Here is an 18332-nt window from a genome sequence, read left to right on the forward strand (position 1 = left end):
TGCAGGTCAGGCGGCGGGGGCCAGTTCGGCGCGACGAGCCTTCCGCCGCCCGTGATCGAGCATGCCTGAGATGACCGCGACCAGCAGCCCGGCGAGCGCGAGCGCGGCGCCGATCCAGTTGGACGCGGTGTAGCCGAGACCCGCGCTGATGGCCTGGCCGCCGAGCCACGCGCCCCCGGCGTTGCCGAGGTTGAACGCGGCGATGTTGGCGGCCGACGCCAGCGCGGGGGCGCCTTCGGCCTTGTCCATGACGCGGGCCTGCAGCGGCGCGACGGTCGCGAAACCGGCGGCGCCGAAGACCGCGATGGTGATCGCGGCGGGAAGCTGGGCGTGCGCGGTGAAGACGAACACGACCAGCACGGCCGCGAGGGCGGCGAGGATGACGTACAGGCTGGGCATGAGCGCCCGGTCGGCCGCCTTGCCGCCGATCAGGTTGCCGGCGAACAGGCCGGCGCCGAACAGCACGAGCAGCCACGTCACCGCGCCGGGGGAGAAGCCGGCGACCTCGGTCATCATCGGGGCGATGTAGGTGAAGGACGCGAACACCCCGGCGAACCCGAGCGTGGTCATCGCCAGCGCGAGCCACACCTGAGGACGCCGGAAGACGGCGAGTTCGCTGCGCAGCCCCGCGCTCCGCGTCGTCGCCTGGACCGGTACCAGCGCGAGGATCCCGATCAGGCCGACCACCCCGAGGACGCTGACCGCCCAGAACGTCGAGCGCCAGCCGAGCGCCTGGCCGAGTGCCGTCCCGGCGGGAACGCCGAGGACGTTGGCGACGGTCAGCCCGGTGAACATCATCGCGATGGCGCTGGCCTGTTTGGCGGGGGCGACCAGCGAGGAGGCGACGACCGCGCCGACGCCGAAGAACGCGCCGTGCGAGAGCGCGGCGATCACGCGGCCGGTCATCAGCAGGCCGTAGGTGGGGGCCAGCGCGGAAACGACGTTGCCCGCGATGAACAGGACCATCAGGCCGACCAGGACCGTCTTGCGCGGCACCCGTGACGCGAGCGCGGTCAGCACCGGGGCACCGACGACGACGCCGAGCGCGTACCCGGAGATCAACAGCCCCGCGGAGGGGATCGAGACGCCGAAGTCGCTCGCGACCTCGGGCAACAGGCCCATGATCACGAACTCGGTGGTGCCGATACCGAAGGCGCTGATCGCCAGTGCGAGCAGAGCGGCAGGCATGGAGGCCTCACTTCTTCCCGTAGAGTGGTGTTAGCTGGCGTAGGCAACTACGGGCGTCTGAAATAGTTGCACGCGCCGTATATTGCACACGCTTGATGATGCACGACGCAACGAAGTTCGGGCAACCGGGGAAGAGGTGAACCGTGTCACTGGCCGACGACGCCGTGGAAGCACGCGCGCAGGGCTGGCGGACTCTCGCCGCACTGCACGCGCGGATCGAGGACGCGCTCGAGCGCGCGCTGGCGCAGAAGCACGAACTGTCCGTCAGCGAGTACACCGTGCTGGACGTGCTCGGCCGCCAGGACGGCTTCCACCTGCGCATGAACCAGCTGTCGAACGCCGTCGTGCTCAGCCAGTCGGCGACGACGCGGCTGGTGTCGCGGCTGGAGGACCGGGGACTGCTGCAGCGGTACCTGTGCCCGGATGACCGGCGGGGGATCTACACGGAGGTCACCCCGGCGGGACAGGAGCTGCTCGCGGCCGCGCGGCCGACGCACGACAGCGTCCTCACCGGCGCGCTGGCCGCCGCCGAGGACCTCCCCGAACTCGCGCCTTTGGTCGCCGCGCTCGGAAAGCTCACCTTCGCCCGCTCGTGACACCCCGCGTTTCGTCCTCTTGTTGCGGTGGTTGCGCGTGCAAGGAACGCAACCAGAGGACTAAACGCGGCCGAGCTGGCAAGGTGAGGGCGTGGACGATCTTCTGTTGCGCCGGGTCCGGGTCGGCTTGGCGGGTTCCCTGTCGGACGTACTGATCAAGGGTGGCCGGATCGCGGCCATCGGAGGCCCGGGGCAAGCGGGTGAAGCGTCGGAAACCCTGGACGGGCACGGCGGAACGCTGCTGCCGGGACTCGTCGACGCGCACGTGCACACCGCGCAGTGGTCCGCCGCGCGCCGCCGGATCCCGCTGGGGGAGGCGAAGTCCGCCGCGCATACGGTCGAGCTCGTGCTCGCCCATCTGCTGGCGAACCCCGTGCTGCCCGGTGATCTCGTGCTCGGCGCCGGATTCCGCGATGGTCTTTGGCCCGACGCCCCGCACAAGGACCTGCTGCAGAAGGCGCTGCCGGGGCATCCCGTCGCCCTGTTCAGCGCCGACCTCCACACGCTGTGGCTCAGCCCCGCCGCGCTGAAACTCATCGGCCGCGATCATCCGACCGGTGTGCTGCTGGAGAACGACTGCATGAGCGCGACGGCCGAACTCCCGGTCGCCCCGGACGACGTCATCGACGGCTGGGTCGCCGACGCGCTCGACGCGGCGGCCGCCCGCGGCGTCACCGAGATCGTCGACTACGAGTACACCGACACGGTCACCGCCTGGCGGCGTCGGCTGGCGCGGAAACCCTTGCCGGTCCGGGTTTCCTGCGTGATCGCGAAGTACCTGCTCGACACCGCCGTCGAACGCGGCCACCGCACCGGCGACGTCCTCGAAGACACCGGCGGGCTGCTCACGGTCGGCCCGTTCAAGCTGTTCGTCGACGGTTCGCTGAACACGCGCACCGCGTACTGCGTGGGGCACTACGCCGGGACCGAGTCCCACGGGCTGCTCGAACTGCCGCCCGAGGAGCTGGAACCGTTGATGCGCAAGGCTTCCGAGCACGGTCTCTCGCCCGCGGTGCACGCGATCGGCGATCACGCCAACAAGATCGCGCTCGACGCCTTCGCGAACGTCGGATGCGCCGGCCGCATCGAGCACGCCCAGCTGGTGCGTGCCGAAGACGTCGCGCGGTTCGCCGAACTGGGTGTCGTGGCGAGTGTGCAGCCCGCCCACCAGCCGGACGACCGCGACGTCGCCGACCGGCACTGGCACGGCTGGACCGACCGGGCTTTCCCTTACGGCGCCTTGCATCGCTCCGGGGTGACCCTGGAGTTCGGCTCGGACGCGCCGGTCGCCCCACTGGACCCGTGGGACGCGATCGCGTCGGCGGTCAGCCGCACCGACGACGACCGCCCGCCGTGGCATCCCGAGCAGGCCATGCCGCTGGAGGCCGCGCTCGCCGCGGCGTCGGGCGGCCGGGCGGGGGTGGCCGTCGGCGACGTCGCGGATCTGGTCGTCACCGCGGTGGATCCGTCGCGGCTGTCCCCGGCCGGACTGCGTGACACTCCGATCACCGCCACCGTGATGAACGGCAGGATCACCTACGCGTCCTGACCCCTTCCGGTGACGGTGGCTGCGGGCGGGGGTGCGGTGCGGCAGGGTGAGGTGATCGCGGAGGGAGCGCCCATGAGCACCGAGAAGCTGTTCCGGATCGCCATCGCCTTGAAGGGGCTCGATGGTGCGTTGCAGCTGGTGGGCGGTCTGGTCCTGATGCTCGTCCCGGCGTCGGTCGTCACCGGTTTCGCGCACGCCGTGGTCACCCGCGACCTGCTCGGCGACCCGGAAGGGACACTGGCCCGGCACCTCGAACTCGCCGCCGGCCACTTCGCCGAGGGCCGGACGTTCGCCGTCGTGTACCTCGTCGCGCACGGGCTCATCAAGCTCGGCCTGGTCTGGGCGCTGGCCCGCAAGGTGATGCGCGCCTACCCCGTGGCCGCGGTGGTGCTCTCGGCGTTCGTGGTCTACGAGATCTTCCGCGCGATCCACACGCACTCGCTCGCGCTGCCGTTCTTCGCCGCCCTCGACGTCGTGATCGTCGTGCTGGTGCTGCGCGAGTACCGGCAGCTCAAACGGGATCGCGTCGCGGCCTGACCGCCCGGTTCAGGCCGCGACGCGAAATTTCTCCGTGGTGAGATCCGCACGGGGCGGATCCACCACGATCGCGGTGGCGTTGTCGGAGCCACCGAGCGAGATCGCCGTCCGCACCAGCTCCGTGGCCGCCCTGTCCGGCATCCCGAGGATGTCGAGCATGGTCGGCCCGCTGAGCGTCTTGTGCACGCCGTCGCTGGTGAGCAGAAGCCCTCCGGTCGTGACGGTGGCCGTGCCGATCTCGTGAGCACCGGCCGTGCGGACGCTGGTGGTGACGACGTGTTCCATCCGCGGTGTCACGGGTTGATCGTGGTCGCGGAAGTACTGCGCGAGCGTATGGTCCTTCGTCACCTGCCGCACGGTGTATCCGTCCCAAGAGTACGCCCGCGCGTCCCCGACCCACGCGACGCCATACCCCTCGTCGCTCTGGACGGCCACGACGAGGACGCAGTCACCGGCCCCGCAATGTTCGAGTACAGCACGCTGAGCAGCGAGAACGGCCGCGACCGGCCCTTGGGCGACCGGCGACCGGGCCGCCGCCGAAGCCGCCGTCCGTGCCGCGTGTCCCGCGTTCGGGTGATCTCCGACTCCATCGGCCAGCGCGAACACGATCCCCGCTCCGCCCGCGGCCGCGTAGGCCCCGACGGCGTCCGCGTTGTGCTCGCGCGGGCCCTGCGCGCTCGCCGTGTGCCAGTGTGGAAGTTCCCTCATGGTCTTCTCCTCACCCCTGGGTGATCCCTTCTTTCAGCATCCGCCTGGTTCCTGTGCGCGGCCTGAGGGTTGGCTGTCGGAAGTCCGTGGGTCGGGTTGGACCGGTCAGGACAGCAGGTTGTACACCGTCTGCTCGCCGACCGTGGTGGCGGTGAAGTTCGCCGCTACCCATTCGGCGATCTCGTCCGATCCGCCGCCGGGACCGCCGCCCCGGCCGCCTTCGACGTAGTACGTGATGTCGCCGTCGGCCACGTACCGCTGGAACTCCGCCAGCGTCGGCGCCGGATCCGAGCCGCTCCAGCCGCCGATGCCGATCACCGACTTCCCGCTCGCGAGTTCCAGGTTCGCCGCCGACTGCGAGCTCGACGTCGCCGCCGCCCACTTCGTCGTCGTCGCGGCGAGCACCGTCCCGAGCTCCGCCGACGAGCCCTCCTCCATGCCCATCCCGCGTGGCTCGCCACTCGAGGCGGGGCCGGACGTCGGGATCGAACCGGAGTGCGCCTGCGAGGCGGTTTCGATGCCGTACGCGGTGGTCCCGAGGCCAACCGTCAGCACGGCGACCGTCGCGACGACGGCGACGAGTTTGCGCCTCGGCGGGACACCCACCAGGACGACGGTCGCGGTCACCAGGCCGAGCCCGGCGATGATCCAGCGCAGCGCGGGCAGCCAGTCGGCGTCGCGGTCGAGCAGGATGTACGCCCAGACCGCGCTCGCCGCGATCATCAGCGACAGGAACACCCGCGGCGCGAGATGCGCCCGGCCGCGCCACAGCGAAGTCCCGGAGATCGCCACCACGGCGGCGATCGACGGCGCCAGCGCGACGGCGTAGTACGGGTGCACGATGCCGCTCATGTAGCTGAACACCAGCGAGGTGACGAGCATCCAGCCGCCCCAGACGATCAGCGCGGCCCTCGTCCGGTCGGTACCGGCGGCCCGCCTGGTGAACCACAGTCCCGCCACCAGGCCGATCAGCGCGGCGGGCAGCAGCCACGACACCTCGCCGCCGAAGCTGGCGCCGAACATCCGGGTCAGGCCGCTTTCGCCGCCGAAGCCGACGTTCCCGCCGCCCGCGCCGCCGACCATCATGCCGCCGCCACCGCCGCCGCCGCTCCCGCCGAAGATCCGGCCGAGGCCGTTGTAGCCCAGCGCCAGTTCGAGCAGGCTGTCGTCGGTCGAGCCGCCGATGTACGGCCGTGAGCCGGTCGGCCACAGATCGACCAGCGCGATGAACCAGCCTGCCGAAACGACGACCGAGAACACCGCTCCCAGCAAATGAAGCAACCGTTTGCCCAGCGAGGTCGGCGCAGCGATCAGGTAGGCGAGGCCGAACGCGGGCAGCACCAGGAACGCCTGCATCATCTTGGTCAGGAAACCGAAGCCGATGGCGACACCGGCGAACGCCAGCCAGCGCGGGCTCGCCTTTTCGATCGCGCGGACCGTGCAGTACGCGCCCGCGATCAGCAGCAGCGTCAGCAGCGCGTCCGGGTTGTTGAACTTGAACATGAGCGCGGCGACCGGGGTGACGGCGAGCGCCGCCCCCGCGAACAGCCCGGCGACGGGTCCGGAGGTCCGCTTCACCGTCAGGTAAAGCAGCCCGACGGAGGCGACACCCATCAGCGCTTGCGGGGCCAGCACGGTGAAACTCGAGAAACCGAAGAGCCGCGCGAACGCCGTCGTGACCCAGAGCGCGGCCGGGGGTTTGTCGACGGTCAGCACGTTCCCGGCGTCGAGCGAGCCGAACAGCCACGCCTTCCAGTCCTGCGTGCCGGACTGCACCGCCGCGGCGTAGAACGAGTTGCCGTAGCCGGAGGCCGTCAGGTTCCAGAAGTACAGCAGGGCGGTCGCGGCGAGCAGCCCGAAAACCGCGGGACGGACCCACCGGCCCGGCGGTTCGACGACGTTTTCCTCGACAGGGCCGGGTTCCACCCGGGAAGCGAGTGCGGTGGTCATGGGGTCAGTTCTCCCTCTGAGTGGCGGGCCGGCGGCGAAAGACCCAGCCGCGCAGCAACAGGAAACGCAGCACGGTGGCCGCGAGGTTCGCGAGCACGAGCGCGGTGATCTCGAGCGGCAGCCCGGGCGCGGTCATCGTGTGCAGCAGCGCCAGCGCGCCGCTGGTGAGCCCGAGCCCGAGACCGAACACGACGAGGCCCTGGAACTGGTGCAGCCCGGCGCCTCCCCGGCCGCGGATGCCGAAGGTCAGGCGCCGGTTGAGCGCGGTGTTGCCGATCGCCGTCACCAGCAGCGCCACCAGGTTCGCCGCCTGCGCGCCGGTGAACGTCCGCAGCAGCAGGAAAAGCACGAGATACGCGATGGTGCTCACGACCCCGACGGCGGCGAACCGCACCAGCTGCCGCACGAGGCTCGGCGCCACCCCCGGTGCCCGCACCTGGATCGGCGCGCGGCCGAGTTGCTCGCGCAGGCCGCTGATCGGGATCTCACCGGTCAGCGTCGCCTTGGTCAGCCGCGCGATGCCCTTGAGGTCGGCGGTCGCGGTGGCGACGAGGTTCACCGAGGAGTCCGGGTCGTCGACCCAGTCGACCGGGACCTCGTGGATCCGCAGCCCGGCCTTCTGTGCCAGCACGAGCAGCTCGGTGTCGAAGAACCAGCCGGTGTCCTGGATGTGGGGGAGCAGCCGCTCGGCGACGTCGGCGCGGATCGCCTTGAACCCGCATTGCGCGTCGCTGAACTTCGCGGCCAGCGTGCCGCGCAGGATCAGGTTGTAGCAGCGGGAAATGAACTCCCGCTTCGGCCCGCGCACCACCCGCGCGCCGCGGGCGAGCCTGCTGCCGATCGCGAGATCGGAGTGCCCGGACAGCAGCGGTGCGACGAGAGGACCGAGCGCGGCCAGATCCGTCGAGAGGTCGACGTCCATGTAAGCGAGCACCGGAGCGTCCGAAGTGGACCAGACGGCGCGCAGCGCGCGGCCGCGGCCTTTTTCTTCCAGGTGCCGGACTTCGACGTCGTCGAACTCGCGGCTCAGCCTCATCGCCACCCGCAGGGTGCCGTCCGTGCTGGCGTTGTCCGCGACGGTGATCCGGAACGGGTACGGGAACTGCTCCGCGAGATGCGCGTGCAGGCGCCGGATGCACGGCTCGAGATCGGTTTCCTCGTTGTGGACCGGGATGACGACGTCGAGGACGGGGGAGCCGGTCGGGGCGATGGCGGGGCGGCGGCCGGTGTCGGCGCCGGAGATGATCGCGGCTGTCATAGCGTCAATCTCGGTCATCGCGCTGAGGCCGGCTTGTGTCCCGCCTGTGCCGTCGCTGTGTTCCGCCACCGGTTTCACCGGCTCAGGTCGTAGACGGTGACGCCGTCCACAGTGGTCGGTGTGTAGGTCGCCTGAACCCATTCGGCGATCCGCTCGGCGGCGTCGCTGCCGGTCTCCCCGCGCATCATCATGCCCTCACCGAGGAAGTAGTGGATCTGTCCACTTCGGACGTACTCCTGGAACTGCTCCAAGGTGGGGGAAGGATCCGTGCCGTTGAACCCGCCGACGGCCATCACCGGTGCCCCGCCGCCGAGCTGGTAACCCGCCGCGTTGTTGGAGCCCACCGTCGCGGCCGTCCACGGGTAGTTCGCGGCGTCCTGCCGCAGAAGGGCCGCGAGGTTCTCGCCGGGCAGGCTCGTTCCGAGCAGGCCGCCGGGGCCGCCCATCCTCATGCCCCGGCCGGTGTCGGGCCCGGCGGAAGGAAGCGCGCCGGAATGCGGGGTCGCGGCTGTCGCGACCGTGTACGCGCCGGTGCCCGCGAGAACGGTGACGAGCGCGCCGACGGCGACCAGGCGCCTTGCCGCGTCGGGTAGGCGTGCGGCGAAGAAGACCAGGAACGCGCACAGGAGACCGGCAACGAGGATCGCGATCGCCAGTCCGGGAAGCCAGTCGGATTGCCGTGACAGCAGGAGATACGCCGTGAGCGCGGTCAAGCCGATCCCGGCGCTCGACATGCCCGCGGCGGCCGGATTCCCCCGTGCCCGCCACAACTGGATGCCCGCGATCCCGACGAGCGCGGCGATCGCCGGGGCGAGCGCGATCGTGTAGTACGCGTGGATGATCCCGCTCATGTAGCTGAACACCACGGCGGTGATCAGGAACCAGCCGCCCCACAGGATCAGCGCCGCGCGGCCGCGGTCGGTGCGCCCGGCGTGGCGGGTGAACCACAGCCCGGCGGCCAGCGCGAGGGCGGCGGCCGGGAGCAGCCAGGCGATCCCGCCCGCCATCTCGGTGCCGAACAACCGGTCCCAGCCGGTACCGCCCCAGCCGCCGTTGCCGCCTCCGCCGACACTGCCGACCTCGTCACCGGTGATCCGGCCGAAACCGTTGTAGCCGAAGGCGAGTTCCCACAGGCTGTTCTCCTGCGAGCCGCCGATGTACGGCCTGTCGGCGGCGGGCCACCACGCGACGACGGCGAGGTACCAGCCGGCGGAGACGAGGGTCGCGCCCACCGCTCCGAGCAGGTGAAGCAACCGTTTGCCCACCGAGGCCGGCGAGGCGATCAGATAGGCGAGCCCGAACGCGGGCAGCACCAGGAACGCCTGCAGCATCTTGGCGAGGAAGCCGAAACCGACGGCCACCCCGGCCAGCGCCAGCCAGCGCGGGCTCGCCGTCTCCAGCGCGCGGACGACGCAGTAGGCACCCGCGACCAGGAGCAGGACGAGCAGGGCGTCGGGGTTGTTGAACCGGAACATCAGCGCGGCGGCCGGGGTGAGCGCGAGGACGGTGCCCGCCAGCAGACCCGCGGCCGGGCCGGAAGTGCGTCGCACCGTGGCGAACAGCAGCGCCACCGAGCCGACGCCCATCAGCGCCTGCGGAACGAGGACGCTCCAGGCGTTGACGCCGAACAGGCGCGCGGAAAGGCTCATCACCCACAACGCGGCCGGCGTCTTGTCGACCGTGATCGCGTTCGCGGCGTCGCTCGATCCGAAGAACAACGCCTTCCAGCTCAGCGATCCGGCTTGCGCGGCCGCCGAATAGAAGGCGTTGGCCCAACCGGATTCGCCGAGGTTCCAGAGATAAAGGACGGCGGTCGCGAGGAGAAGCGCGGCGAGGGAGGGGCGGACCCAGCGTGGGCCGTCGGGCCTGCCCCGGGCGGGTGGAGCGTCTTGATCGGCTTCGTCGCGGGAGGCGAGGAGGGTCATGGCCTCAGGGTCGAATGCCGACCTGGGGGGTGGTTGTGCCGAAGCTGTGCACCCGCTGTGAGGAATCGATCACCGGCAGGTACACGGCGAATTCGGTGTGCCCGGGGCGGCTGTGCACCTCGATCGTGCCGTGGTGGGCCACCACGATCGCCGACGCGATGGCCATCCCGAGCCCGGTGCTGCCCGCGGTCCGTGAACGCGAGGAGTCGCCGCGGGCGAAGCGTTCGAACACGCTCGGCAGGAGTTCCGGCGCGATGCCGGGTCCGTCGTCGGTGACGGTCAGCACCGCGGCCCCGGTGTGGGAGCGGCTCAGCGCGGTGATCACCGTGGTGCCCGGCGGGGTGTGCGTCCGCGCGTTGGACAGCAGGTTCGCCAGCACCTGGTGCAGGCGCTGGACGTCGCCGCGGACGGGCACCGGCCCGTCCGGCAGCCGCAGTTCCCAGCGGTGGCCCGGTCCGGCGACATGCGCGTCGCCGACCGCGTCCGCGGTCAGCCGGGTGAGGTCGGCGACGCCCACGTCGAGCGGCCGTCCGGCGTCGAGTCTCGCCAGCAGGAGGAGATCCTCGACGAGCGTCGTCATGCGGGCGGACTCGGACTGGATCCGGGACATCGAGTGCGCGACCTCCGGCGGTACCAGCGCGCTGCCGCGGCCGGCGAGTTCGGCGTACCCGCGGATCGCCGCGAGCGGGGTGCGGAGTTCGTGGCTCGCGTCCGCGACGAACCGGCGGACCCGGGTTTCGCTGGCGTGCCGGGCTTCCAGCGCCTGCGCGATATGCCCGAGCATGAGGTTCAGCGCCGAACCGACCTGGCCGACCTCGGTGCGCGGATCGGTGTCGATCTCGGGCACCCGCACGGAAAGCGCGACCTGACCGCGGTCGAGCCGCATCGCCGACACCCGGCCCGCCGTCGCCGCGACGCGGTCGAGCGGCCGCAGCGTGCGCCGGACCGCGAACGCGCCGAGGAACCCGGCACCGGCGACGCCCGCCGCCGCGACCCCGAACAGGATCCAGCCGACCGTGGTCAACGTGTCCTGCATCGGCCCGAGAGGGAGACCGGTGACGACCACGCCACCGGGGATCGAGACGGCCTGCACCCGGTAGTCGCCCAGCCCGCCGAGCGCCATCGTCATCGGCGGGCGGTCCGCCGGGATGGAGAGCAGGCCGGACTCCTGCGCGACCGACAACCCCTGAGGAAGTCCTTGCACCGTAAGGACTCCCGCGTAGAGCACCCGATCACCGGAGAAGCGCACGCTCAGCGTCCCCGACGCCTGGCCCGGCGCGTTGAGCGGGTTGGGACCGGGGCCGGGCGAGTCGTCCGGCGGCCGGTTCGCGTAGTCGTGGGCGCGGGCCGACGCGGCCGAAAGCTGGCCGTCGATCTGGCCGACGAGGAACGACCGCAGCGCGATCTCGCTCGCGACGCCGATCACCAGGCAGACGAAGGTGAGCAGCAGCACCATCGAGCCGGTCAGCTTGGTGCGCAGGGAAAGCCGCCCGGGCCGGGGCCACCGGCGCGGGCCGGTGGTCGGGACCGCGCCGGATGCCATGCCCCCGAGCGTGCGCCGCGGTCGTATGTGCGCGTTGTGTCCCGCCTGTGAGCCCGCTGTGCGCGGGGGTCCCAAACGCCTGACGCACCCCCCACCGACGCTATGAAAGGCCCGTTACTTGCAAAATTTGCAAGTAACGGGCCTTTCATAGCGCTCTCTTGACCCGAAACCGAGAGTTCAGGAGTCGTAGTCCACCGCGAGTTCGGGTGAGGTCGCCACCGCCCGGCAGGTCAGGATCCGCCCGGCCGCGACCTCCTCGTTCCCGAGCGCGTAGTGCACGTCCATTCGCGCGCTGCCGCGCACCACGGTCGCCCGGCACGTTCCGCAAGCCCCGCCGACGCACGCGTACGGCGCGTCGACGCCGTGCCGCAACGCGGCGCTGAGCACGGTTTCGCCCACCGTCGCGGGGATTTCGGCGGTCTTCCCGCCCGCCGTCACGGTGAGCACCGGGCCCGGCCGCTGCGACGGGCGGACCGGCAGCGCGCCCTGGAAAAGCTCGAAGTGGACGTTCTCTTCGGGGACGTCCTTGTCCGCCAGCGTCCGGCGGGCCATGTCGACCAGTTCGCGCGGGCCGCACAAGAACCAGTCGTCCACCTTCGCCGGGTGGAGTCGTGCCTGCAGCAGCGCGCGGAGGCGCGTGCCGTCGAGGCGGCCGCGCTGGTAGCGCTCGTGCGAGATCGCCAGTGCCTCGCCGACGGTGTCGAACGGCTTCCCGATCCGTTGCGTGCGCAGATCCGGGTCGCGTTCGTCGGTGCGGTAGTGCACGACGTGCAGCCGTCCGCCCAGCCGGGCGGCGAGGACGCCGAGTTCGGCGGCGAACATCGTGGTGGCGCCGGAGGTGTTGACGTACAGCAGGGTCGCCTTGCTGTTCGGCTCGTTCAGCAGGGTCGCGGTCAGGATCGACAGGATCGGCGTGATCCCGCTGCCCGCGGCGAGCGCGACGTACCGGCCGGAGCGGCCCTGCTCCGGGGTCAGCGTGAACTCACCGTCAGGGGGCAGGACTTCCAGTTCGTCGCCCGCCTCCAGTTCGGTGGTGGCGAACGTCGAGAACGCGCCGCCGATCTGGTGCTTGATCGCGATCCGCAGCTCTCCGGAGTCCGGCGTCGAGCAGATCGAGTAGGCGCGCCGCACCTCTTCGCCGTCGACCTCCGCGCGGACGACGAGGTGCTGGCCGGGGGTGAACCGGAAGGTCTCCCGCAGTCGCTCCGGCACGTCGAACGTCACGGTGACGGCGCCCTCGCACAGCGGCCGGACCTCGGCGACCCGCAGCGAGTGGAACCGGCTCGGCTGCCGGGGCTGGGGAGCGGGCGGTTCCTCGTCGAACGAACCGGTGAGCTGACGCCATTCGCGGTACTCCGTCGACGTCAGTTCGCGGCCCCACGCCGTCGCGATCGGGACGTCCCTGGCGAGGTACGCGTCGCGGTTGTCCTTCCAGGCGCGCAGGTACCGGTAGAACGGGATCGCCGGGTGGAGATGGTGCACCAGGTGGTAGTTCTGGCACAGCATGATCGGCGTCATCAGCCATTCGAGCCCGACGCGGACGCGGGTGGCGCCGAACCGGTTCTTCCGCTGCTCGCCGAGGTCGTGATGGGGGAGCCAGTCGAACCACCAGGCCAGGACGGCGAGCCCGAAGCGCTGCGGGATCAGGTAGACCATCAGCAGTTCCCAGCCGTGGCCGGTCACGGCCAGCCACGCGAACGCGGCGAGGCACAAGGTGACGACGGCCACGGCCTCGATCCGCTCCGACGGCGGCCGGGTGCGCTGCCTCGCCACGTAGAACCGGGCGTACCAGAAGTCGATCGTCAGCCACCGCAGCGGCAACTGCCACCAGGGGCCGTGCGCGGTCCAGGCGTCCGGATCGGTGTAGGCGTCCTCGTTGGTGTTGCGGTGGTGTTCCAGATGGATGTAGCGCACCAGGGGAAAGGAGCCGTAGCCCGCCACGAACGGCATCGCGAGCCTGCCGAGCAGTTCGTTGACCCAGGTGAGCTGCCCGGCCGCGTGATGCGTCGACTCGTGCAGCACGGTGAACATCGTGAAGGTGACGAGCGCGTGCAGGGGAATGGTCACCCACAGCGGCGCGGCCTCGTTGACCACCAGCCAGGTGGCGCCCACCCAGACCATGATCCCGCCGGTGAACAACAGCACCGTCGGCACCGAGACCACCGGCAGCGGGATCCGCGGATTGGGCACTCCGCGTCTCAGTGCTCTCTCGGCCAGTTCCCCCGTGTCCCCGGACCGGGTGGCGGCGACGGTCATCGATCGGTCCCCTCGGTCGATGGCTACCGGGACGAAGCTGTCACACCGTAGACAACTGGTCCTGGTTTGTAAACTTCAACTACCTGCCGAAACACCTCGACACGGCGCCCGATGGTGAAGCGTGGCCCGCATCCGTGTCCAGGAATGGGCCGGTTCGTAACAGAGAAGAACCGAAAACTGCTCCGATCGGGTGGTCCGCGCCCGGTTCGCCGGACGGCTCCCGAAACCTGTGAACGGGCCGGGAGGGCGGTCACGACGGGGCCGGGATGGCCCCGGGACCGGACCGGTGAGCCGCGGGGCCTAGACTCGGACGGCCCGGTCTGCAAGCTGGCCAGGGCACATCCGCTGTCGACCGCATGCGGATGCTCAATCACATCGTTTACCGCTCGAGGAGAATACGTTGAAGAGCACCGTCGAGCAGCTCAGCCCGACGCGAGTCAAGATCAATGTCGAGGTGCCGTTCGACGAGCTCAAGCCGAACTTCGACCGCGCCTACCGCAAGATCGCCCAGCAGGTGCGCATCCCCGGGTTCCGCCCGGGCAAGGCGCCGGCTCGCGTGCTGGAAAGCCGGATCGGGCGAGCCCCGGTGCTCGACGAGGTCGTCAACGAGGTCATTCCGGCCAAGTACATGGAGGCCGTGCGCGCGGGCGAGGTCCGCACGCTGGGCCAGCCCGAGTTCGAGGTGACCAAGCTCGAGGACCGTGAGGTCCTGGAGTTCACCGCCGAAGTCGACATCCGCCCGGAGATCTCGCTGCCCGACCTCGAAGGCTTCGCGGTCAGCGTCGACGACGTCGAACTGACCGACGCCGAGATCGACGAGCAGCTCGACGAGCTGCGCGCCCGCTTCGGCACGCTGACCGGCGTCGAGCGCGCGGCCGAGAACGGCGACTTCGTCTCGATCGACCTCGCGGCCACCGTCGACGGTCAGGAGGTCGAGGAGGCCTCGACCACCGGCCTGTCCTACGAGATCGGCTCCGGCCAGCTCGTCGACGGCATCGACGAGGCGATCATCGGCGCGAACGCGGGCGAGACCAAGACCTTCACCACGAAGCTGGTCGCCGGCGAGCACGCGGGCAAGGACGCGGACGTCACCGTCACCGTGCAGACCATCAAGCAGCGCGAGCTGCCCGAGGCGGACGACGAGTTCGCCCAGATGGCGAGCGAGTTCGACACGATCGACGAGCTGAAGGGCGACCTTCGCGAGCGTCTCGGCCGCGTCAAGAAGATGCAGCAGGGCGTCCAGGCCCGTGACAAGGTCCTCGAGGAACTCCTCGAGCGCACCGAGGTCGCGATCCCGGAGAAGGTCCTCGAGGCCGAGATCGAGAACCGCAAGCACGACGCGATCCACCCGTTCGACCACGACGAGGCGCAGTTCGCCAAGGCGCTCGAGGCCGAGGGCAAGACCGTCGAAGAGTTCGACACCGAGGTCCGCGAGGAGTCGGAGAAGGCGGTCCGCACGCAGCTGCTGCTGGACAGCATCGCCGACGCCGAGCAGACGTCGGTCAACGACGGCGAGCTCACCGAGCGGATCATCTACCAGGCGCAGCGCTTCGGCGTCAGCCCGGACGAGTACGTCCAGCGGGCGCAGCAGTCCGGTCAGCTGACCGCGATCTACGCCGACGTCCGCCGCGGCAAGGCGCTGGCCTCGGTGGTCCGCAAGACCACCGTGACCGACGCCTCCGGCACCGCTGTCGACCTCGAAGAGCTCTTCGGCCCCGCAGCCGAGGAGACGCAGGTCACCGAGGAGACCGCGAAGACTGCGGCCGAGTAGGGAATACACGGTCCCGGCGAAACGGACCGTAAAGCTGTAAGCGAACTTGGGCGGTGTCAGGCATTCTGCACCGCCCAAGTTCGTTAGGGTCGGTTGCAAGATCCTCAGCACCTGGACACAGCATCTGGACATACAGCGGCGGCCGAGGCACGGCTGGCCGCCGTCGGCGAAAAGGCAGGCAGACGTGACGCAGCACACGCCCGAGGCGCGGACCGGTACCGCAGGGCTCAACCTCACCGACTCGGTCTTCGAGCGGTTGCTCCAGGAGCGCATCGTCGTCCTCGGCTCCGAGGTCAACGACGAGGTCGCGAACCGGATCACCGCCCAGTTGTTGCTGCTCGACGCAGACGACTCCGAGTCGGACATCCGCTTCTACATCAACTCGCCCGGTGGCTCGGTCACCGCGGGATTCGCGATCTACGACACCATGCAGCTGATCCGCCCGGACGTCGCGACCTACGCGATGGGCCTGGCCGCGTCGATGGGGCAGTTCCTGCTCTCCTCCGGCACGCCCGGCAAGCGGTACGCGCTGCAGCACGCGCGCATCCTCATGCACCAGCCCTCGGCGGGTGTCGGCGGCACGGCCTCCGACATCGCCATCCAGGCCGAGGTGTTCGGCAAGTGGAAGCAGGAGCTGGCCAAGATCACGGCCGAGCAGACCGGCCAGACGGTCGAGCAGATCGTCAAGGACGGCGACCGCGACCGCTGGTTCACCGCGCAGGAGGCGAAGGACTACGGCTTCGTGGACCAGGTCCTCACTCGCGAGAACCCGCTTCCCAACAGCTGATCCGCTCCGGCACACAGGAGAATTTCAATGAGCAACTTCCAGCTTCCGATCGGGTCGCAGGCGCCGGGGATGCAGTCGCGGCTCCAGCTGCCGCAGTCGCGGTACGTCCTGCCCTCCTATGTCGAGCGCACGAGCTACGGCATCAAGGAGTCGAACCCGTACAACAAGCTCTACGAAGAGCGTCAGATCATGCTCGGCGTGCAGATCGACGACGCGTCGGCCAACGACGTGATGGTCCAGCTGCTGCACCTCGAGCACGAGGACCCGGACCGCGACATCATGATCCTGATCAACTCGCCCGGTGGTTCGTTCACCGCGCTGATGGCGATCTACGACACGATGCAGTACGTCCGCCCCGACATCGTCACCATGTGCATCGGCCAGGCCGCTTCGGCCGCCGCGGTGCTGCTGGCGGCCGGTACCCCCGGCAAGCGGTTCACGCTGCCGAACTCGCGCGTGCTGATCCACCAGCCCGCCACCGAGGGCACCTACGGCCAGGTGTCGGACCTTGAGATCCAGGCCAACGAGATCCAGCGGGTGCGTCGTCAGATGGAGGTCATCCTGGCGAAGCACACGAACAAGGACGCCGACGACGTCAAGAAGGACATCGAGCGCGACAAGATCCTGACGGCCGACGAGGCCAAGGCGTACGGGATCGTCGACGAGGTCCTCGAGTACCGCAAGGCTTCGAGCAGCTGATCGTGCCGGGATCCGGTGCGTGTCGGGAGACGACACGCACCGGATCCCTGGTCTAAGGTCAGCTTCTGGCGTGCTCAGATGTGACGTTGGTTCTCCCGCCGGCGGCATCGGACGGGTACCGTCAGTGGCAATGTGTGAGGCTCCGAGAGGTCATCCGTGACCGGGGTACGACAGTCAGGCACGACAGTGCAGGCGCAGACACTGCGCCGGAGGGGACGAGGTCAACGGCCATGGCACGGATCGGTGACGGCGGCGACCTGCTGAAATGCTCTTTCTGCGGCAAGAGCCAAAAGCAGGTGAAGAAGCTCATTGCCGGCCCCGGGGTCTACATCTGCGATGAGTGCATCGATCTCTGCAACGAGATCATCGAGGAAGAACTGGCCGAGGCCGGTGAGGTCAAGCTCGACGAGCTGCCCAAACCCGCCGAGATCCACGAGTTCCTCGAGCAGTACATCATCGGCCAGGACGACGCGAAGCGTTCGCTGGCCGTGGCGGTGTACAACCACTACAAGCGTGTGCAGTCCGACGACAAGGCCGGACCGAAGGATTCCAAGGACGAGACCGTCGAACTGGCGAAGTCCAACATCCTGATGCTGGGCCCGACGGGCTGCGGCAAGACCTACCTGGCCCAGACGCTGGCGAAGATGCTGAACGTCCCGTTCGCGATCGCGGACGCCACGGCGCTCACCGAAGCCGGCTACGTGGGCGAGGACGTCGAGAACATCCTGCTCAAGCTGATCCAGGCGGCGGATTACGACGTCAAGCGGGCCGAGACGGGCATCATCTACATCGACGAGGTCGACAAGATCGCCCGGAAGTCGGAGAACCCGTCGATCACCCGCGACGTGTCCGGCGAGGGTGTGCAGCAGGCGCTGCTGAAGATCCTCGAGGGCACCACCGCTTCGGTGCCGCCGCAGGGCGGGCGCAAGCACCCGCACCAGGAGTTCATCCAGATCGACACGACGAACGTGCTGTTCATCGTGGCCGGCGCGTTCGCCGGGCTGGAGAAGATCATCAACGAGCGGGTCGGCAAGCGCGGCCTCGGTTTCGGCGCGGAGATCCGCACCAAGGCCGAGATCGACGAGAGCGACATCTTCTCCGACACCATGCCGGAGGACCTGATCAAGTTCGGGTTGATCCCGGAGTTCATCGGCCGGCTCCCGGTCGTGGCGACGGTGACCCACCTGGACAAGGAGTCGCTGGTCAGCATCTTGACCACGCCGCGCAACGCGCTGGTGAAGCAGTACAAGAAGCTCTTCGAGATGGACAACGTCGAGCTGGAGTTCACCCAGACCGCGCTCGAGGCCATCGCCGACCAGGCCGTGCTCCGCGGCACCGGCGCCCGTGGCCTGCGCGCGATCATGGAAGAGGTCCTGCAGCCGGTCATGTACGACATCCCCAGTCGCGACGACGTCGCGAAGGTCGTCATCACCGAGCAGACGGTCCGCGAGAACGTGAACCCGACGATCGTGGCGCGCCAGCCGTCACGCCGTCGCAGCAGCGAACGCGGTGAGAAGTCCGCCTGAGCGGAGATCTTTCGTCACCGATGCCCCGGCCGGATCCTT

14 protein-coding genes are annotated in these 18332 nt (G+C 69.7%); 7 read left to right on the plus strand and 7 right to left on the minus strand.

The genetic code is table 11. The features are described from left to right. Positions 1 to 6 precede the first annotated feature (6 nt). A complete protein-coding gene (locus tag BKN51_RS01940) occupies positions 7 to 1188 on the minus strand; it encodes an MFS transporter (protein WP_101605967.1) in 1182 nt (393 codons plus the stop codon). A 143-nt stretch (positions 1189 to 1331) separates the two neighbouring features. Here BKN51_RS01940 and BKN51_RS01945 point away from each other — a divergent pair, with 143 nt between their 5' ends. From BKN51_RS01945 to BKN51_RS01955, 3 genes are all read left to right on the plus strand, one after another. Further along, a complete protein-coding gene (locus BKN51_RS01945; RefSeq protein WP_101605968.1) occupies positions 1332 to 1784 on the plus strand; it encodes a MarR family winged helix-turn-helix transcriptional regulator in 453 nt (150 codons plus the stop codon). A gap of 91 nt (positions 1785 to 1875) precedes the next feature. Continuing rightward, complete coding sequence (locus BKN51_RS01950) at positions 1876 to 3333, plus strand: amidohydrolase (RefSeq protein WP_101605969.1); 1458 nt, start codon at positions 1876 to 1878, stop codon at positions 3331 to 3333. 72 nt (positions 3334 to 3405) lie between these two features. Continuing rightward, positions 3406 to 3870, plus strand: coding sequence for a DUF2127 domain-containing protein (locus BKN51_RS01955; protein ID WP_101613004.1), 465 nt, complete (start codon positions 3406 to 3408; stop codon positions 3868 to 3870). A gap of 9 nt (positions 3871 to 3879) precedes the next feature. Here BKN51_RS01955 and BKN51_RS01960 read toward each other — a convergent pair whose 3' ends face one another. From BKN51_RS01960 to BKN51_RS01985, 6 genes are all read right to left on the minus strand, one after another. Beyond that, positions 3880 to 4578 carry a PP2C family protein-serine/threonine phosphatase gene (locus BKN51_RS01960; protein ID WP_101605970.1) on the minus strand — a complete coding sequence of 233 codons (699 nt, stop codon included), beginning with the start codon at positions 4576 to 4578 and terminating at the stop codon, positions 3880 to 3882. A 105-nt stretch (positions 4579 to 4683) separates the two neighbouring features. Next, positions 4684 to 6528, minus strand: coding sequence for an ArnT family glycosyltransferase (locus BKN51_RS01965; RefSeq protein ID WP_101605971.1), 1845 nt, complete (start codon positions 6526 to 6528; stop codon positions 4684 to 4686). A 4-nt stretch (positions 6529 to 6532) separates the two neighbouring features. Then, positions 6533 to 7786, minus strand: coding sequence for a bifunctional glycosyltransferase family 2/GtrA family protein (locus BKN51_RS01970; protein WP_233224125.1), 1254 nt, complete (start codon positions 7784 to 7786; stop codon positions 6533 to 6535). A 74-nt stretch (positions 7787 to 7860) separates the two neighbouring features. After that, the gene (locus BKN51_RS01975; protein WP_101605972.1) at positions 7861 to 9711 is read right to left on the minus strand and encodes a glycosyltransferase family 39 protein; all 1851 of its coding nucleotides are present in this window, start codon (positions 9709 to 9711) and stop codon (positions 7861 to 7863) included. A 4-nt stretch (positions 9712 to 9715) separates the two neighbouring features. Then, positions 9716 to 11254, minus strand: coding sequence for a sensor histidine kinase (locus tag BKN51_RS01980; RefSeq protein ID WP_101605973.1), 1539 nt, complete (start codon positions 11252 to 11254; stop codon positions 9716 to 9718). A 177-nt stretch (positions 11255 to 11431) separates the two neighbouring features. Then, the gene (locus BKN51_RS01985) at positions 11432 to 13444 is read right to left on the minus strand and encodes a fatty acid desaturase (RefSeq protein ID WP_101613006.1); all 2013 of its coding nucleotides are present in this window, start codon (positions 13442 to 13444) and stop codon (positions 11432 to 11434) included. Between the two features lie 466 nt (positions 13445 to 13910). Between BKN51_RS01985 and tig the strand changes: the two genes are divergently transcribed. From tig to clpX, 4 genes are all read left to right on the plus strand, one after another. After that, entirely contained in the window at positions 13911 to 15281 is a 1371-nt protein-coding gene (gene tig / locus BKN51_RS01990) for a trigger factor (RefSeq protein WP_101605974.1), read from the plus strand. 184 nt (positions 15282 to 15465) lie between these two features. After that, positions 15466 to 16068: a ClpP family protease gene (locus BKN51_RS01995; RefSeq protein WP_076166113.1), complete on the plus strand. Its 603-nt coding sequence runs from the start codon at positions 15466 to 15468 to the stop codon at positions 16066 to 16068. Positions 16069 to 16095: 27 nt separating this feature from the next. Continuing rightward, on the plus strand, positions 16096 to 16767 hold the full coding sequence (locus tag BKN51_RS02000; RefSeq protein ID WP_101605975.1) for an ATP-dependent Clp protease proteolytic subunit: 672 nt from the start codon (positions 16096 to 16098) through the stop codon (positions 16765 to 16767). A gap of 230 nt (positions 16768 to 16997) precedes the next feature. Then, a complete protein-coding gene (gene clpX / locus BKN51_RS02005) occupies positions 16998 to 18293 on the plus strand; it encodes an ATP-dependent Clp protease ATP-binding subunit ClpX (protein ID WP_101605976.1) in 1296 nt (431 codons plus the stop codon). Positions 18294 to 18332: the final 39 nt, after the last annotated feature.

The sequence above is a fragment of the Amycolatopsis sp. BJA-103 genome, assembly GCF_002849735.1.
Lineage (GTDB): Bacteria > Actinomycetota > Actinomycetes > Mycobacteriales > Pseudonocardiaceae > Amycolatopsis.